Source organism: Streptomyces sp. NPDC031100, from assembly GCF_055570785.1.
The window spans coordinates 401,298-415,276 of record NZ_JBVIGN010000006.1; the positions used below are offsets into that span (position 1 = coordinate 401,298).

A 13,979-nucleotide genomic window follows, 5' to 3' on the forward strand; every position below is an offset into this window, starting at 1 on the left:
TCCGCGTTGATCAGGGCTTTTCGTCGCCCTGGGCGACCTCGACCCGGTGGTGGACCTCGGCCGTGCCGGTCACCGCCGCGACGCAGGAGACGGCCGTGCAGGCGAGCAGGAGGGCGGCAACGCGCCTGCCGGTGCGGTGCGCGGACCGGGGCGCCGCCAGAAGGGCCTGGACGCGCTGCGGGACCGGGCCCGTCGTCGCGGCGGCGGCGAAGTCGGGGCGCGTGGAGCGGGCCGCCTGGCCGGCGAGGGCGGCGCGGGCGATGGCACGGGCGGTCAGGCGCCGGTCGCCGACGCAGGTTGCGGCGGCCTCGTCGGCGGCGCGCTCGGCGGCGAGCCGGATGGTCGCGCGGACCGGGCGCAGGGCGGGGTGGCAGTGCGCCGCGAGTTCGGCGGCGGCGAGGAAGTAGTGGTGGCCGCCCTCGTTGTGAGCCCGCTCGTGGGCGAACAGCGCCTCGCGCTCGGGGCCGTCGAGGCTGCGCAGCATGGCGGTGGTGACGACGATGCGGTGCGGGCGCCCGGGCAGGGCGTACGCGTCCGGGCGGGGCGAGTCCACCACGCGCAGGTCGCCCGCGGCGGGCCCGCGCCCGGCCTCGGTGCGGGCGGCCCGGAAGGCGCGGGTCTGGTGCAGCACCGAGCGGACGAGGGTCCAGCAGCACACGGCGAGGGCGCCGACGGAGGTCGCGGCGGCCGGGAGGACGACGAGGTCCGAGGCGGTGTTCAGCGGGTGGATCAGTTCGCCGAGCGCGGCGAACAGGGGCACCGTGAGCAGGCCGGTCAGGACGAACGCGCCGAGCGCGGCCAGCGAGCAGCCCGCGAGGACGACCGCACAGGCGGTGAGCGCCCACAGCGCCGCGGCCGGCGCGAGCCGGTCCAGTGCCCGCCGGGCCAGCGCCGGGAGGGCGAGCGGCAGCAGCAGGGGCAGCAGGAGCAGGGCGATCATGACTCGTCGGACTCGAGGAGGTCGCGCAGGATGCGTTCGTCGTCGGGGCTGAGCTGGGCGACGAAGCGGGCGAGGACGGTCTCGCGGTCACTGTCCCGGTCGAGTTCGGTGTGCATGCGGCGGGCGGTGAGGCCCTGGGCGTCCTGGAGCGGGAAGTAGGCGTAGCCGCGGCCCTGGCGCTGCCGCTCGACCATGCCCTTGTCGTGCAGGCGGGTGAGGATCGTCGTCACCGTCGTACGCGCGAGGTCCGCGCCGAGGCTCAGCTGGACCTGGCCGGGCGTCTGGGGTGCGCCTGCGGCCCACAGGGCGGCCATGACGCTCGCCTCGAGCTCGCCGGCCGGCCGGCGTTCGTCCTTGCCGTCGGTCATGGGAACGTTCCTCACCCCGTCCTCATCCCGTCTTCGTCTGCAGGTCGGAAGACCGCCTACACGATTGTAGTCAACCGGACGCCGGGCGGGGCGCGGGCCCCGGCCCGGCGATCCGTCAGCCGGTCGTGGTGTGCAGCGCGTCCAGCCGGGCCAGTTCCTCCTGAGTGAGCCGCAGGGCGCCCGCGGCGACGTTCTCGGTCAGATGGTCCGGGTTTCCGGTGCCGGGGATGGCGAGGACGTGCGGGCCTTGGTGCAGGGTCCAGGCGGTGCGGATCTGCGCGGGGGTCACGCCGTGCGCGCGGGCGACGGCGAGCACCTCGTCGTCGTTGCGCGTCCCGGCCGCACCGCGCTCGGCGCCCTCGCCCGCGACGGCGAAGTAGGGCACGAAGGCGATGCCCCGCTCGCCGCACATCCGCAGGAGTTCGTCGGCTCGCGGGTCCGGGGCGTCCAGCGCGTACCGGTTCTGCACGGAGACGACCGGGGCGATCTCCAGCGCCTCGATCAGGTGCCGGGGCTCGATCGCCGAGATGCCGAGGTGCCGGATCAGCCCCGCCTCGCGCAGTTCTGCCAGGGCGCCGAAGTGTTCGGCGATGGAGTCCTGGTTCATCCGGCGCAGATAGACGAGGTCGAGGTGGTCGCGGCCGAGCTGGCGCAGGTTCTCCTCGACGTGCCCGCGCAGCTGGTCGGGCCGGGCCGAGGTGCCCCACTCGCCGGAGTAGTCGCGGAAGGGACCGACCTTGGCGGCGATGACCAGGTCGTCGGCGTACGGGGCGAGGGCGGTGTTGATGAGTTCGTTGGCCGAGCGCAGGGCGGAGAAGTAGAACGCGGCCGTGTCGATGTGGTTCACCCCGAGTTCGACGGCCCTGCGCAGCACGGCTGTCGAGCGTGCACGGTCGCTGACCGTGCCCAGGTGGAAGGCGGCGCTGCCCGTCAGCCGCATCGCGCCGAAGCCGATGCGGTGGACGGGCAGGTCGCCGAGCCGGAAGGTGCCGGAGGCGTCCGCGGTGATCGTTTCAGCGGTCATCGGCGGAGTTTCGCACACGCGCCCCGGAACCGTCCGTTCAGCCGAGCGGCTTGGCCAGGACGGCCTTGCGGTGGCTGAACGTCTCGATCGAGTAGCGCCCGTGATAGCTGCCCATGCCGCTCTCCCCCACACCGCCGAACGGCAGGTCGGAGACGGTGAGATGGGCGAGCGGCAGGCCGTACCCGAGACCGCCGGAGGACGTCTCGGCGGCGATGCGCCCGCGCGTCTGCTCGGCCTCGGTGAAGACGTACAGCGCCAGCGCCTTGTCGCGGTCGTTGATGAAGTCGATCGCCGCGTCCAGGTCGGGCACGGTGACCATCGGCAGGATCGGGCCGAAGATCTCCTCCTGCATCACGGGCGAGGCCGGGTCGACGTCCGCGAGCACGGTCGGCGCGATGTACTTGTCCGTACGGTCGCTGCCGCCGCCGACCGCCACCCGGCCGGAGTCGAGCAGGGCGGAGAGCCGGTCGAAGTGGCGCTCGTTGACGATCCGGCCGTACTCGGACGATGCCTGCGGGTCGGCGCCGTACAGGGCCCCGACGGCGCGGACCAGCGCGGCCTCGAGTGCGGCGGCGGTCTCCGGGTCGGTGAGGACGTAGTCGGGGGCGACGCAGGTCTGGCCCGCGTTGAGGAACTTGCCGCGCGCCAGCCGGTCGGCGACCACGTCGAGGTCGGTGCCCCGGTCGACGAACACCGGGGACTTGCCGCCCAGTTCGAGGGTGACCGGGGTGAGGTGCTCGGCGGCGGCGCGCATCACGATGCGGCCGACGGTGCCGTTGCCGGTGTAGAAGATGTGGTCGAAGCGCTCGGCCAGCAGGGCCGTGGTCTCCGGGACACCGCCCTCGACCACGGCGACGGCGTCGGTGTCGAGGTGGGCCGGGATCAGCTTGGCCAGTGCGGCCGAGGTGGCCGGGGCCAGCTCGCTCGGCTTGGCCACGACCGCGTTGCCGGAGGCCAGCGCGCCGACCATGGGGGCGAGCAGCAGCTGGGCCGGGTAGTTCCAGGGCGCGATGACGAGGACGACGCCGAGCGGGTCGTACTGCGTCCAGGCCGAGGCGTCGGCGCCGAGGTGTGCCGGGACGGGCGCGGGCTCCGGGCGCAGCCACTCGTCCAGGTGCTCGAGGGTGTGGTCGATCTCCCGGATGGTGAAGTCGATCTCGGTGCGGTAGGCCTCGGTGCTGCTCTTGCCCAGGTCGGCGTGGAGGGCGGCGGCGAGGTCGGCGCCGTTCTCCGTGAGCATCGCGCGCAGACGCCGGAGCTGGCCGGTGCGCCACTCGACGGGCTTGGTGCGGCCGGTGCGGAAGCTGGCGCGCAGCCGGGCCACGATGTCGGCGGGCTGCTCGGGGGTGACGTGGTTCACGGGGGCCTCGCTGGTGGTGCACGGGCTGGTCGGCCCGAGCGTAGGTGTCGTCAGATGTAAATGCCAACCTTTCATGTAGCCAAGTAAATTCCGGCGACCGCACCGGGTGACGAGGGTCACGCGGTGAGCGTCACGTCGTCCGGTGGTCGAGTGCCTGCCGGCGCCCTTCCAGATACGTCCGCTCGGCCTCGCTCTCGGCGAGTTCCGCGGCTGTCGCGTACTCCGCCGCGGCCTCGGCGGGCCGGTCCAGGCGGCGCAGCAGGTCGGCGCGGACGGCGTGCAGGACGTGGTAGCGGGGCAGATCGAGGGAGTCGACCAGGTCCAGGGCCTTGGCCGGGCCCTCCACCTCGGCCACCACGACCGCCCGGTTGAGCGCGACGACCGGCGACGGGGCTATGGCCATCAGGTGGTCGTACAGGCGCAGGATCTGGCCCCAGTCGGTGGCGGCGCCGGTCGGCGCGTCGCTGTGTACGGCGTTGATCGCGGCCTGGATCTGGTACGGGCCCGGCCGGTCGCGGCGCAGACAGCGGCGCACCAGGTCCTGACCCTCGGCGATCAGCGCGCGGTCCCACAGGCCGCGGTCCTGCTCGTGCAGCGGCACCAGGGTGCCGTCCGGGGCGCGTCTGGCAGGCCGGCGCGCCTCGATCAGCAGCATCAGGGCGAGCAGTCCGGTGACCTCGGGCTCGTCCGGCATCAGCTCGGCCAGCAGCCGGCCGAGCCGTACGGCCTCCGTGCACAGGGCGGGATCACCGGTGTAGCCCTCGTTGAAGATCAGGTAGACGACCGCGAGGACGCCGCCGAGCCGGTCGGGCAGGTCGGCGTCGCGCGGTACCCGGTACGGGATGCGCGCATCGCGGATCTTGGCCTTGGCCCGCACCAGGCGCTGGGCGAGGGTGGACTCGGGGACCAGGAAGGCGCGGGCGATCTGCGCCGTGCTCAGGCCGCCGAGCAGGCGCAGGGTGAGGGCGACCCGGGCCTGCGGGGCGAGCGCGGGGTGGCAGCAGGTGAAGATCAGCCGGAGCCGGTCGTCGCGCACGGGGCCCTCCTCGGGCGGTGCGTCGGGCGCGTACAGCAGGGCGGCCTCGGCATGCCGGGTGTCCCGGGAGTCCTCGCGGCGCAGCCGGTCGACGGCCCGGTTGCGGGCGGTGGTGATGATCCAGCCGGCCGGGCTCGGCGGGACGCCGGTCTCCGGCCACTTGCGCACGGCGGTGGTGAAGGCGTCCTGCACCGCTTCCTCGGCGAGGTCGATGTCGCCGAGGAAGCGGGTGAGGACGGAGACCGCGCGCCCGTACTCGGTGCGGAAGACGGCCTCGACGTCGGGGGCTTCAGCCATCAGTCCTCGTCCACGAAGGGCCGTACCTCGATGGGGAGGGTGATCGCCTCGGCGGCCTTCCTGCCCCAGTCCAGAGCCTCGTCCAGGTCGGCGGCCCGGACCACGAGGAGTCCGCCCAGCAGTTCCTTGCCTTCGGCGTAGGGTCCGTCGGTGATGAGGACATCGTCGTCCTTGGGGCGCAGCGTGGTGGCCGTCTCCGGTCCGTGCAGGCGGCCGGAGAAGACCCAGGCCCCGGCGGCACGCAGCTCCTCGTGGAGGACCTCGACGTTGCGCATGATCTCGGCGAGCGCGTCGGGCGCGGGCGGCTGTGCGTCGGCCGGCCGGACCACGCTGAGCAGGTAGTGCGTCATGGCGTCCTCCTGGGTGTCTTCCCGGGCGAGTGCCCGGGGTCGGGGGTGTCTGTCACCTCCTACACGAACGGCTGGGCCCCGGATCGACACCGCGCGCCGCACATCCGGAAGAAAATCCGAAGAAATCTCCGGCAGCGATCTTGGGAAGAATCGTCCGCATGACCGACACCGCACATCCGCTCGTCCTCCGCGCCCGGCGGCTCGCCACAGATCTGCTCGTCCCCGAGGCGGAGCGGGTGGACCAGGAAGGCGTCCCCGCGAGCCACATCGACGCGGTGAAGCGGTCGGGGCTGCTCGGGGTGGTCGCGCCGGTCGCGTACGGCGGCTCGGGGGCGCCGCCGGCCGTGCTGCGGGAGACCGCGGAGATCCTGGCCGGGGCGTGCTGCTCGACGTGGTTCGTGCAGACGCAGCACCACACGCCGGTGCAGACCCTTGCGAACAGCGAACTGCCCGTACGGGAACGCCTGTTGGGCCCGCTGTCGCGCGGAGAGCTGCTGTCCGGGGTGGCGTACGCGCATCTGCGGGCGTATCCGCGCGTCCCGGTGCGGGTCCGGCGGGAGGGCGACGGCTGGCGGTTCGACGGGACCGTCCCCTGGTACACCGGATGGGGCCTGAACGACGTCATGCTGCTCGCCGGGGTGACCGAGGCGGGCGAGGCTCTGTTCGCCTTCGTCGAGGCACGCGACCAGCCGGGCCTGCGGGCCTCGGCGCCGCTGCGCCTCGCGGCTCTCACCGCCGCCCGCACGGTGTCACTGGAGCTGGACGGCCTGTGGCTGCCCGAGGAGTCGGTCGCACTGCGGACCCCGTACGAGCGGTGGGCGCCCGGCGACCGGGCCCGCACCCTGAACACCAACCCGGCGGTCTTCGGCATCGCCGAGGCGGCGCTGTCCCTGCTGGACGAGGAGTCCTCCGGCCCCTTGCGCGCCCGCCTCACCGATGTCCGCCGCCGGGCCTACGCCCTGGCCGACCACCCGGCGCCCCTGGAGCTGACCGAGGAGCGGCTGGCCGTGCGAGCCGAGGCGTACGAGGTGCTGGGCGCGGCCACCACCGCGGCGGTGGTGGCCGGCGGCGGCCGCGCGATGTCCCTCACCAACCCCGCCCAACGCCTGGCCCGCGAGGGGATGTTCCTGCTGGTACAGGGCCAGACGGCGGAGACACGACGGGCGCATCTGCGGGCGTTGGCGGGGGTGCCGGGCGGGAGCGGGTCCGGCGCGGGCGCCCGGGCATGAACCGGAAGCCGGTGTCGGGCCGGAAGGAGCAACAGCGCACGGAGCCCTCGCTGTGACCGCTGGGGCGGTCGGCAGGGGCGCAGGGCGCGACGCTCGGCGTGGCCGGTGTGGCGGTCAGCAGCGCCGCAAGGCGCGACGGACGCACCTACGCGCACCGGCCGGCGCGCCAGGCAGCCGCAGAACGTGCACCGGAAACCACAGCCAGGCCCCGAGCGGAAGCCGGAGACCGGGAGCGCGCGGATCTCTCGTCGTGGCCCGTGTGGCGGTCAGCGGTGGCGCAGGGTGCGGCGGGCCAGTGCGTGGGTGGCCGCCGTGGCCGCTGCCGCGAAGGCGAGGCCCTGGGCCACGTCGCGCGGTCGGGTGGGGCGCAGTGCTCCGGCGCGGCGCAGCCGGCCGCGGGCCCACACGGTGAAGGGAAGGACCACCAGCGGGGTGGTCGCCGAGCCCGGCGTGTACCCGCGGACCGCGGCCGCCTGGGCCAGGTGCACCACGCCGTGCAGCCCGAAGGCGTTGAGCGCGGTCTGGTAGAGGGCGGAGCGTCCGCCGGTGCGGTACCCCTCCGCGGCGGCCGCCCCGACCACGACTGCCATCGCGGCCACGGCGGTCGCGAACTCGCGGCCGTCGACGGACTCCAGCTGCCGCCACACCGTCTCCGGCACCCGAGGAAACCTCTTCCGCAGCTCCGGGACCCGGCCGCGCACCCACCGCGGCACCATGACCACTTCCTCGGTGTCGTGCACGGCCCACGCGGCCAGCAGCCCGAGCGTGACGGACGCCCCCACATCCAGCGGTTCTCGTGTCATGAATCCGCAGTCTGCCAGGCGGAGTTGCCGGTCAGCTCGCGAAGGGTACCGGTGCCGAGGGAGCGGTCGCCTTGCCGTCGGGATGCCGCCACAGCCCCTGCGCGGCCAGCCGGGGCAGTACGCCCTCGCCGAACCAGTACGCCTCCTCCAGGTGCGGGTAGCCGGAGAGGACGAACTCGTCGATGCCGAGGGCGTGGTACTCCGCGATCCGCTCGGCGACCTCGTCGTGGCTGCCCACCAGGGCCGTGCCCGCGCCGCCGCGCACCAGGCCGATGCCGGCCCAGAGGTTGGGGTGGATCTCCAGCCCGTCCCGGCTGCCGCCGTGGAGGGCGAGCATGCGCTGCTGTCCCTCGGACTCGCTGCGCGCCAGGCCCGCCTGGACGGACCGTACGGTCTCCGGGTCGAAGCCGTCGAGCAGCCGGTGCGCCTCGGTCCAGGCCTGCTCGGGGGTGTCCCGGGTGATGACGTGCAGCCGGATGCCGAAGCGCAGGGCACGGCCCTGCCGGGCCGCCAGTTCCCTGATCCACGCGATCTTCTCCGCGACCTGAGCGGGCGGTTCGCCCCAGGTCAGATAGACGTCGGCGTACCGTGCGGCGACCTCGCCGGCGAGGGGCGAGGAGCCGCCGAAGTAGACCTCGGGCACCGGATCGGGCACCCGGGTCAGCCGCGCGTCCTCGACCTGGAGGTGCTCCCCGTGCAGGTCGACGCTCTTGCCCTCCCACAACTCCCGTACGATGTGCAGGAATTCGCCGGTACGACGGTAGCGGTCGTCCTTGTCGAGGAAGTCGCCGTAGGCCCGCTGCTCGTGGCTCTCGCCGCCGGTGACCACGTTGAGCAGGAGCCGTCCGCCGGTGTGCCGCTGGAAGGTGGACGCCATCTGCGCGGCGAGCGTCGGCGACACGAAGCCGGGCCGGAAGGCGACCAGGAACTTCAGCCGCTCGGAGTTCTGGCTGACCATGGCGGTGGTCAGCCATGCGTCCTCGCACCAGGCACCGGTCGGGGTGAGCGCACCGACGAACCCCAGGTCCTCGGCGGCCCGGGCGATCTGGCTCAGGTAGGCCACGGTCGGCGGCCGGTCACGGCCGGAGGCGGTGGCCGGGGTGCCGTGACCACCGCCGACGACGTGCCGGCTGTCGCCGTTGGTGGGCAGGAACCAGTGGAAGGTGAGGGTCACGGGGGTCTCCGTTCTGGCCGTGCGCTGGGGAGTCGCGTGCGGAGCGGATGCGATGCGGTGGGCGGTCCTGGTGGTCAGCTCGCCGCCGCCAATACCGGCGTGGTGCGGTCCAGGGCCGCCGAGAACTGGTCCACGACCTGTCCCAGGGCCTCGGCGGTGGCGGGGGCCACGGTGAGCGAGCCGTCCTCCCGCACGGTGAGGTCCGTGTCGAGGGTGAACCAGCCCTGCACGATGTGGGCGGCGCCCATGGAGGTGAGGACCGGGCGCAGCGCGTAGTCGATGGCGAGGACGTGCGCGATGGAGCCACCGGTGGCGAGCGGCAGCACCGTCTTGCCGGTGAGCGCGTGCTGCGGCAGCAGGTCGAGGAGCGCCTTGAGGACTCCGGAGTACGACGCCTTGTAGACGGGCGTGCCGACGACGACACCGTCGGCCCGGGCGAACAGCTCGGTCACCTCCGCGATGACCGGGTGGGCGAAGTCCGCACCGAACAGGGCCTCGGCCGGGACGGTCCGGACGTCGATCGGGACCACCTCGTGGCCCTGGGCGATCAGCCGCTGGTCCAGATGGCGCAGCAGACGTCCGGTGCGCGAGGAGGCGGAGGGACTGCCGGAGACGGACAGGACAGTGGCCATGGGGTGCCTCTTTCGGGGTGCCTGGGCGACCGTGTGCGGACGGGCGCCCGGAGAGCGTGCGGAACTCCTGTTGCGGAATTACTCGTTGATGTGTTCCGGGCACGCCGCATTCCGTGCGCGCCGAACTCCGGGGAATTCAGGCGAAGAAGGGAGGGAGAAATGTGGGAAGAAACGCGGCGGGCCGGAGGGTGAGCCGGGTGATCAGGCCGCGGTGCGACAGGAGGCGCTGGAGACACGCGCGAGGTCGACATGGCGTCGCCGCGTGAGGTCCAGTCGCATCGTCATGCCGTTGATCGTGACAGCCGCCCGCGAGAACCGTCAAGGAAGTCCCGACCGGTCTCGTATCGCGGACCATGAATTTCCCGAAGGTGTGGCAGGAAAACCTTGAACTCCCTCTGCGCCACCGCGCATTCCGCGGCAGGGACCCCGCGCAGGACACTGACCGGTGCGGTGATCCCGGCGGCCTCGGACCACTTCGCCGATTTCACGCCGCACTTCCGCAGGTGGTCGGCGCAGGTGCAGTGGTGCGTCCGCGACGCGCCCCGCGCGGGGCGCGTGCCGGAGGGCATCGCCTCCGAGGGACGTCCGTCCTGTTCCGCGCGCCCGGGTGGCTCCCGGGGACTGGCTGCAGGCGCGGCTTCCACCGCCGGCTGCCGGCAGCCGGGGCCGGCTCCAGGGCCCGGAGCGGGCGGCCGCCCGGGGGTATGCGGACCCGATCGTCGCGCCTGCCGCCGGCCGCCTGCCGCCGGGCCCGCCCGCCTCCGGCACGCCCGCGGACGCGGCTGAGGCCCGTCGGCTCCCCCACGGGCCCTCCCGGCCCGTCGGCACCGTCACAGGACGGTACCGACCTCTACACATAAGGGATGAATAAGAGCAAACTGAGAAAGCGCGGCGCTTACCGCACACCGCACCAGACGCGGTCAGGCCTGAAAGTCACGAAGGAGACGAGTCATGGCCAACGTCTCGCACAGGGGTGACATGACGACCCACCCCGATATCTCCGAAATGCGGGCACGCTACGCCCGCATGCTCGGTGGTCGTGATGTGGCGCTGGTGGACGGGCCGGTGTTCCTGCTCGGCCTGTACTGCGCGGCATCCCCGTGGATCCTGCACTACACGACGAGCCAGCCGGCACTCGTGACGCACAACCTGATCGTGGGCATCGCAATAGGCCTGCTGGCACTTGGGTTCACCTCGGCCCCCGAGCGGATGTACGGCCTCAGCTGGGCCATCTGCGCCATGGGCGTCTGGATGATCATCACGCCGTGGATCGTGGGCACCAGCCCGGACGCCGGCGTGATCCTCAACAACGTCATCATCGGCGCGCTGGCCCTCGTCCTGGGGCTGATGTGCGCCGGTACGGCGGCGAAGAGCGTCCCCAGGCCATAAAGGCACGACACGAGCCATAAGGACAAGACACGAGGAAGGGAGGACCCAGCGAAGGAAGTGAAGGCCACGAAAAAGGAACGCGAGGCCGGTCCGCCCGGGCAGACCGGCCTCGTGCTGCCCGCACCTCAGCGGGCGGGCATCTGCCAGGGCGCCTGCGGCAGGGTGCGGCCGGTCTCCAGGAGCGACTTGAGGTTGGCGAGCACCGCCGGCCAGCCCTGGGCGACGTCGGCGCGCTCACCCTCGTCGTTGAGATCCTCGTGGGTGACGGTCAGCCGGACGATGTCCTCGTGCGGCCGGATCTCGAAGGTGACCCGGGAGTGCCGGTCCTCCTGGTCCTCCTGATCGGGGGCGGCCCAGGTGGTGACCAGCCGCGTCGGGTATTCGGTCTCGACCACGCGGCCGACCACGTCGGCGACGCCGGAGCCGTCGGTGCGGACGTGCTCCCAGCGGGAGCCGGCCTGCCAGTCGGAGACGTTGCGGTGCCCCCAGTAGGCGGCGGTCAGGTCGGCATCGGTGAGCGCCTCCCAGACCTTCTCGGGCGTGCTCGCGATGTAGGTGACGTACACGAAACTCGGCTTGTCGGTCATGGCTTCCTCGGCTCGTCGCTTCAGGGCACCGAGCGCGCTCAGGCGCGGGCGCTCGAACTTGTCGATCCACCGCTCCTGGATCTCGTGGAGCGGTACGGGGTTGAGGTAGTGCAGCTTCTCCCGCCCGCGCCGCACCGTGCTGATCAGGTTGGCGGCCTCCAGGACGGCCAGGTGCTGGGTGACCGACTGACGGGTCATGTCGATCCGCTCGCACAGCTCGCCGAGCGTCTGGCCGTTGTGTTCGTGCAGCCGGTCGAGAAGCCGTCTGCGCGTGTCGTCGGCCAGTGCCCTGAAGACCTTGTCCATCCCGGTGTCGTCCTCCGATCGCACACTCAACGTTATGCAGGCAAATTCTTGCATGTCAAGCAGTCGGGCCCCAACGGCGGGTTCACCTGCGAATCTGATGATTGAGCGAAGAATTATGAGGTGATTCGAGGGAAACGCTACAAGCATCTGTTACATGACGTATGGGAGTCCTTGATCCACGGTCCGTAGCGTCGAAGACACCGAGGAACGAACCGAACGAAGGACAGTTCACCGATGCGTGCACTTCGCACCCTGCGTACCACCCTCGTCGCCACCGGCGTCGCCGCCGCCCTGGGCGCGTCGGCCACCGGCGCCTTCGCCGCCACCGCTCCCGCGGCTCCCGCCGCCCACGCCCCGGCCCACAGCAAGGCCAAGCGGGTCCACATCAAGACGGTGCGGCTCGCGGACAAGGTCTCCGTGGCGAAGGTCTACAAGACCGGCAAGCACCGCTACGTGGCGGAGATCTGGGCCAAGGGCAAGAAGTACGGCACGCTGGTCAGCAAGGGCAAGGCCGCGCGCGGCACGAACAACGGGCTGCACGTCACCTTGCACCCGAACGGCAAGGTCACCTCCTGGGTCGAGCGGGCGAAGCCGAAGCCCAAGCCGAAGCCGGTCGTCAAGCGCGTGCTGGTCTCCTCCGCCAAGCTGGCCGACGGCGTGTCCACCGCCAAGGTCTACAAGCTCGGCGCCCACCACTACGAGGCCGACATCTTCGCCAACGGCTTCAAGCTCGACACCCTCGTGGCGAAGGGCCGGGCCGCCTACGGCCAGAACAACGGCCTGCACGTCGCCCTGCTGCCGGACGGACAGCTGAGGTCCTGGGTCGATGACGCCTCGCTGACGGACCCGCAGCCGTACCACACCGACACGCCGGACACCCGGACGGGGGCGCCCGCGGTGCCGCAGGCCGCCTGATCCGGCCGCAGGGCAGGGGCAATCGTAAATCCACCTCGTTGCACGGCAGTTGGACTCAGCTCGGCACGGGCTCCGCGTCGGGGTCCCGGCCGGCCGGATACTCCTCGCTGATCTCCTTCTCCCCGAACGGCCACACCTTCTCCAGCCGCGCCCAGACCAGGAAGGCCACGCAGCCGAGGGCGAGCCAGCCCAGGGACCACTCGATGGGGTGGCGGCCCGGGGAGTTCTCGTCGGCGTACCCGTAGATCACGCACCAGCCGGCGAAGGCGACGATGCCGGGCAGCGGGTAGAGCCACATCCGGTACGGGCGGCGCAGGGCCGGCTGGCGCTTCCGCAGGACGGTGAGCGCGATGATCTGGGCCAGCGCCTGGACGATCACCATCACCGTGGTGAGCAGCTGGATGAGGGTCGCGAGGTCGGTGTGGCGGCCGATCAGGAAGCCGATCGCGGTGATCACGCCCATGGTCGCGAGGCCCAGCATCGGGAAGCGGTGCTGGGGGTGCAGCTTCCCGTAGGGGCGGAAGAAGACCCGGTCGCGGGCGGCGTCGTAGGGCACGCGGGAGCCGCCGAGCAGGCCGGTGAAGACCGAGGCGAAGGCCGTGATCAGGATGAGGACGGTCACCGTGTCCGCGGCGCCCTTGCCCCAGGTCGTCTCCAGCACCGCCGAGGCCACCGAGGTGGAGGCGATGTCCTTCGGGTCGGTCATGCGGTTCCAGTCGAGGACGCCGAGCGTGCCGATCTGCAGGAGCAGGTAGATCGCCATGATGCCGAGGATCGAGAACAGGATGGAGCGCGGCAGCGTGCGGCCCGGGTCCTTGATCTCGGCGCCCATGTAGGCGGTGGTGTTGTACCCGAGGTAGTCGTAGATGCCGATGGTCAGACCCGCGGCGAAGCCGAGCCAGAAGTGGTTGCTCGTCAGGTCGAAGGCGTGGGCCGGGTAGGTGAAGGCCCGGTGCGGGCTGAAGTCGCTCGCCGCGGCGGCGATCACCAGGACCACCGAGGCGATCATCACGGTCCACATCACGGCGGTGATGCGCGCGATGTGCTCGATGCCGCGCCAGAGCAGCAGCACGACGAGGGCGATGATGCCGAGGCCGATCAGGTCGCCCGAGGTCCTGCCGAGGTCGGGGGCGAGATAGCCCAGGTACTGGACGAAGCCGACCACGCCGGTGGACATGATCAGCGGGATGAACAGCATCGCCGTCCACACGAACAGGAACGGCATCAAGCGGCCGGTGCGGTACTGGAAGGCCTGGCGGAGATAGATGTAACTGCCGCCGGAGCCGGGCATCGCGGCGCCCAGCTCCGCCCAGACCAGCCCGTCGCAGAGCGCGAGCACCGCGCCCGCCACGAAGCCGATCACCGCCTGGGGGCCGCGGAACGCGGCGACCATCAGCGGGATCGTCACGAACGGACCGATCCCGCACATCTGGCTCATGTTGATGGCGGTGGCCTGGAAGAGGCCGACGCGGCGGACGAAACCACCCGAGGGCGGCGGACTACCGGACATGGGGACTCCTGACGCGGAGGACGGGGAGGCTCGCCCGGCGGGGCTGAACGGCCAGAACC

General features: G+C 72.1%; 15 protein-coding genes. 3 read left to right on the forward strand and 12 right to left on the reverse strand.

The window, feature by feature from the left end; all coding sequences use genetic code 11:
- Positions 1–10: 10 nt before the first annotated feature.
- The 6 genes from ACZ5DS_RS20000 to ACZ5DS_RS20025 all read right to left on the reverse strand — a co-directional run bounded on the left by ACZ5DS_RS20000 (position 11) and on the right by ACZ5DS_RS20025 (position 5,375).
- Positions 11–940 carry a M48 family metalloprotease gene (locus tag ACZ5DS_RS20000; RefSeq protein ID WP_468240184.1) on the reverse strand — a complete coding sequence of 310 codons (930 nt, stop codon included), beginning with the start codon at positions 938–940 and terminating at the stop codon, positions 11–13.
- Positions 937–1,308: a BlaI/MecI/CopY family transcriptional regulator gene (locus tag ACZ5DS_RS20005; RefSeq protein WP_468240187.1), complete on the reverse strand. Its 372-nt coding sequence runs from the start codon at positions 1,306–1,308 to the stop codon at positions 937–939. Before ACZ5DS_RS20005 ends, ACZ5DS_RS20000 begins: the two co-directional genes overlap by 4 nt.
- Before the next feature lie 115 nt (positions 1,309–1,423).
- Complete coding sequence (locus tag ACZ5DS_RS20010) at positions 1,424–2,332, reverse strand: aldo/keto reductase (RefSeq protein WP_468240190.1); 909 nt, start codon at positions 2,330–2,332, stop codon at positions 1,424–1,426.
- A gap of 37 nt (positions 2,333–2,369) precedes the next feature.
- Entirely contained in the window at positions 2,370–3,692 is a 1,323-nt protein-coding gene (locus ACZ5DS_RS20015) for an aldehyde dehydrogenase family protein (RefSeq protein ID WP_468240193.1), read from the reverse strand.
- 130 nt (positions 3,693–3,822) lie between these two features.
- A complete protein-coding gene (locus ACZ5DS_RS20020; RefSeq protein ID WP_468240196.1) occupies positions 3,823–5,025 on the reverse strand; it encodes an RNA polymerase sigma factor in 1,203 nt (400 codons plus the stop codon).
- Positions 5,025–5,375: a YciI family protein gene (locus ACZ5DS_RS20025; RefSeq protein WP_468240198.1), complete on the reverse strand. Its 351-nt coding sequence runs from the start codon at positions 5,373–5,375 to the stop codon at positions 5,025–5,027. The genes ACZ5DS_RS20020 and ACZ5DS_RS20025 overlap by 1 nt, the downstream gene beginning before the upstream one ends.
- Positions 5,376–5,533: 158 nt before the next feature.
- Here ACZ5DS_RS20025 and ACZ5DS_RS20030 point away from each other — a divergent pair, with 158 nt between their 5' ends.
- Positions 5,534–6,604, forward strand: a complete 1,071-nt coding sequence (locus ACZ5DS_RS20030; protein ID WP_468240201.1) for an acyl-CoA dehydrogenase family protein — start codon at positions 5,534–5,536, stop codon at positions 6,602–6,604.
- Between the two features lie 266 nt (positions 6,605–6,870).
- Here the strand turns inward: ACZ5DS_RS20030 and ACZ5DS_RS20035 are convergent, their stop codons facing one another.
- The 4 genes from ACZ5DS_RS20035 to ACZ5DS_RS20050 form a co-directional block, all read right to left on the reverse strand.
- Positions 6,871–7,407 carry an HXXEE domain-containing protein gene (locus ACZ5DS_RS20035; protein WP_468240203.1) on the reverse strand — a complete coding sequence of 179 codons (537 nt, stop codon included), beginning with the start codon at positions 7,405–7,407 and terminating at the stop codon, positions 6,871–6,873.
- Positions 7,408–7,438: 31 nt separating this feature from the next.
- Positions 7,439–8,581, reverse strand: a complete 1,143-nt coding sequence (locus tag ACZ5DS_RS20040) for an LLM class flavin-dependent oxidoreductase (RefSeq protein WP_468240206.1) — start codon at positions 8,579–8,581, stop codon at positions 7,439–7,441.
- A 74-nt stretch (positions 8,582–8,655) separates the two neighbouring features.
- Positions 8,656–9,213 carry an NADPH-dependent FMN reductase gene (gene ssuE, locus ACZ5DS_RS20045; RefSeq protein ID WP_468240209.1) on the reverse strand — a complete coding sequence of 186 codons (558 nt, stop codon included), beginning with the start codon at positions 9,211–9,213 and terminating at the stop codon, positions 8,656–8,658.
- Between the two features lie 201 nt (positions 9,214–9,414).
- Positions 9,415–9,498, reverse strand: a complete 84-nt coding sequence (locus tag ACZ5DS_RS20050; RefSeq protein ID WP_351348119.1) for a putative leader peptide — start codon at positions 9,496–9,498, stop codon at positions 9,415–9,417.
- A 666-nt stretch (positions 9,499–10,164) separates the two neighbouring features.
- Here ACZ5DS_RS20050 and ACZ5DS_RS20055 point away from each other — a divergent pair.
- Positions 10,165–10,602, forward strand: a complete 438-nt coding sequence (locus ACZ5DS_RS20055; RefSeq protein WP_468240212.1) for an SPW repeat protein — start codon at positions 10,165–10,167, stop codon at positions 10,600–10,602.
- A gap of 125 nt (positions 10,603–10,727) precedes the next feature.
- On the opposite strand, the gene ACZ5DS_RS20060 is transcribed toward ACZ5DS_RS20055, so the two are convergent.
- Positions 10,728–11,495 (reverse strand): ArsR/SmtB family transcription factor, encoded by a 768-nt coding sequence (locus ACZ5DS_RS20060; RefSeq protein ID WP_468240357.1) that lies wholly within the window; start codon positions 11,493–11,495, stop codon positions 10,728–10,730.
- Positions 11,496–11,729: 234 nt separating this feature from the next.
- Between ACZ5DS_RS20060 and ACZ5DS_RS20065 the strand changes: the two genes are divergently transcribed.
- Entirely contained in the window at positions 11,730–12,410 is a 681-nt protein-coding gene (locus ACZ5DS_RS20065; RefSeq protein WP_468240214.1) for a hypothetical protein, read from the forward strand.
- A gap of 55 nt (positions 12,411–12,465) precedes the next feature.
- Here the strand turns inward: ACZ5DS_RS20065 and ACZ5DS_RS20070 are convergent, their stop codons facing one another.
- Positions 12,466–13,920, reverse strand: a complete 1,455-nt coding sequence (locus ACZ5DS_RS20070; RefSeq protein WP_468240217.1) for an APC family permease — start codon at positions 13,918–13,920, stop codon at positions 12,466–12,468.
- Positions 13,921–13,979: the final 59 nt, after the last annotated feature.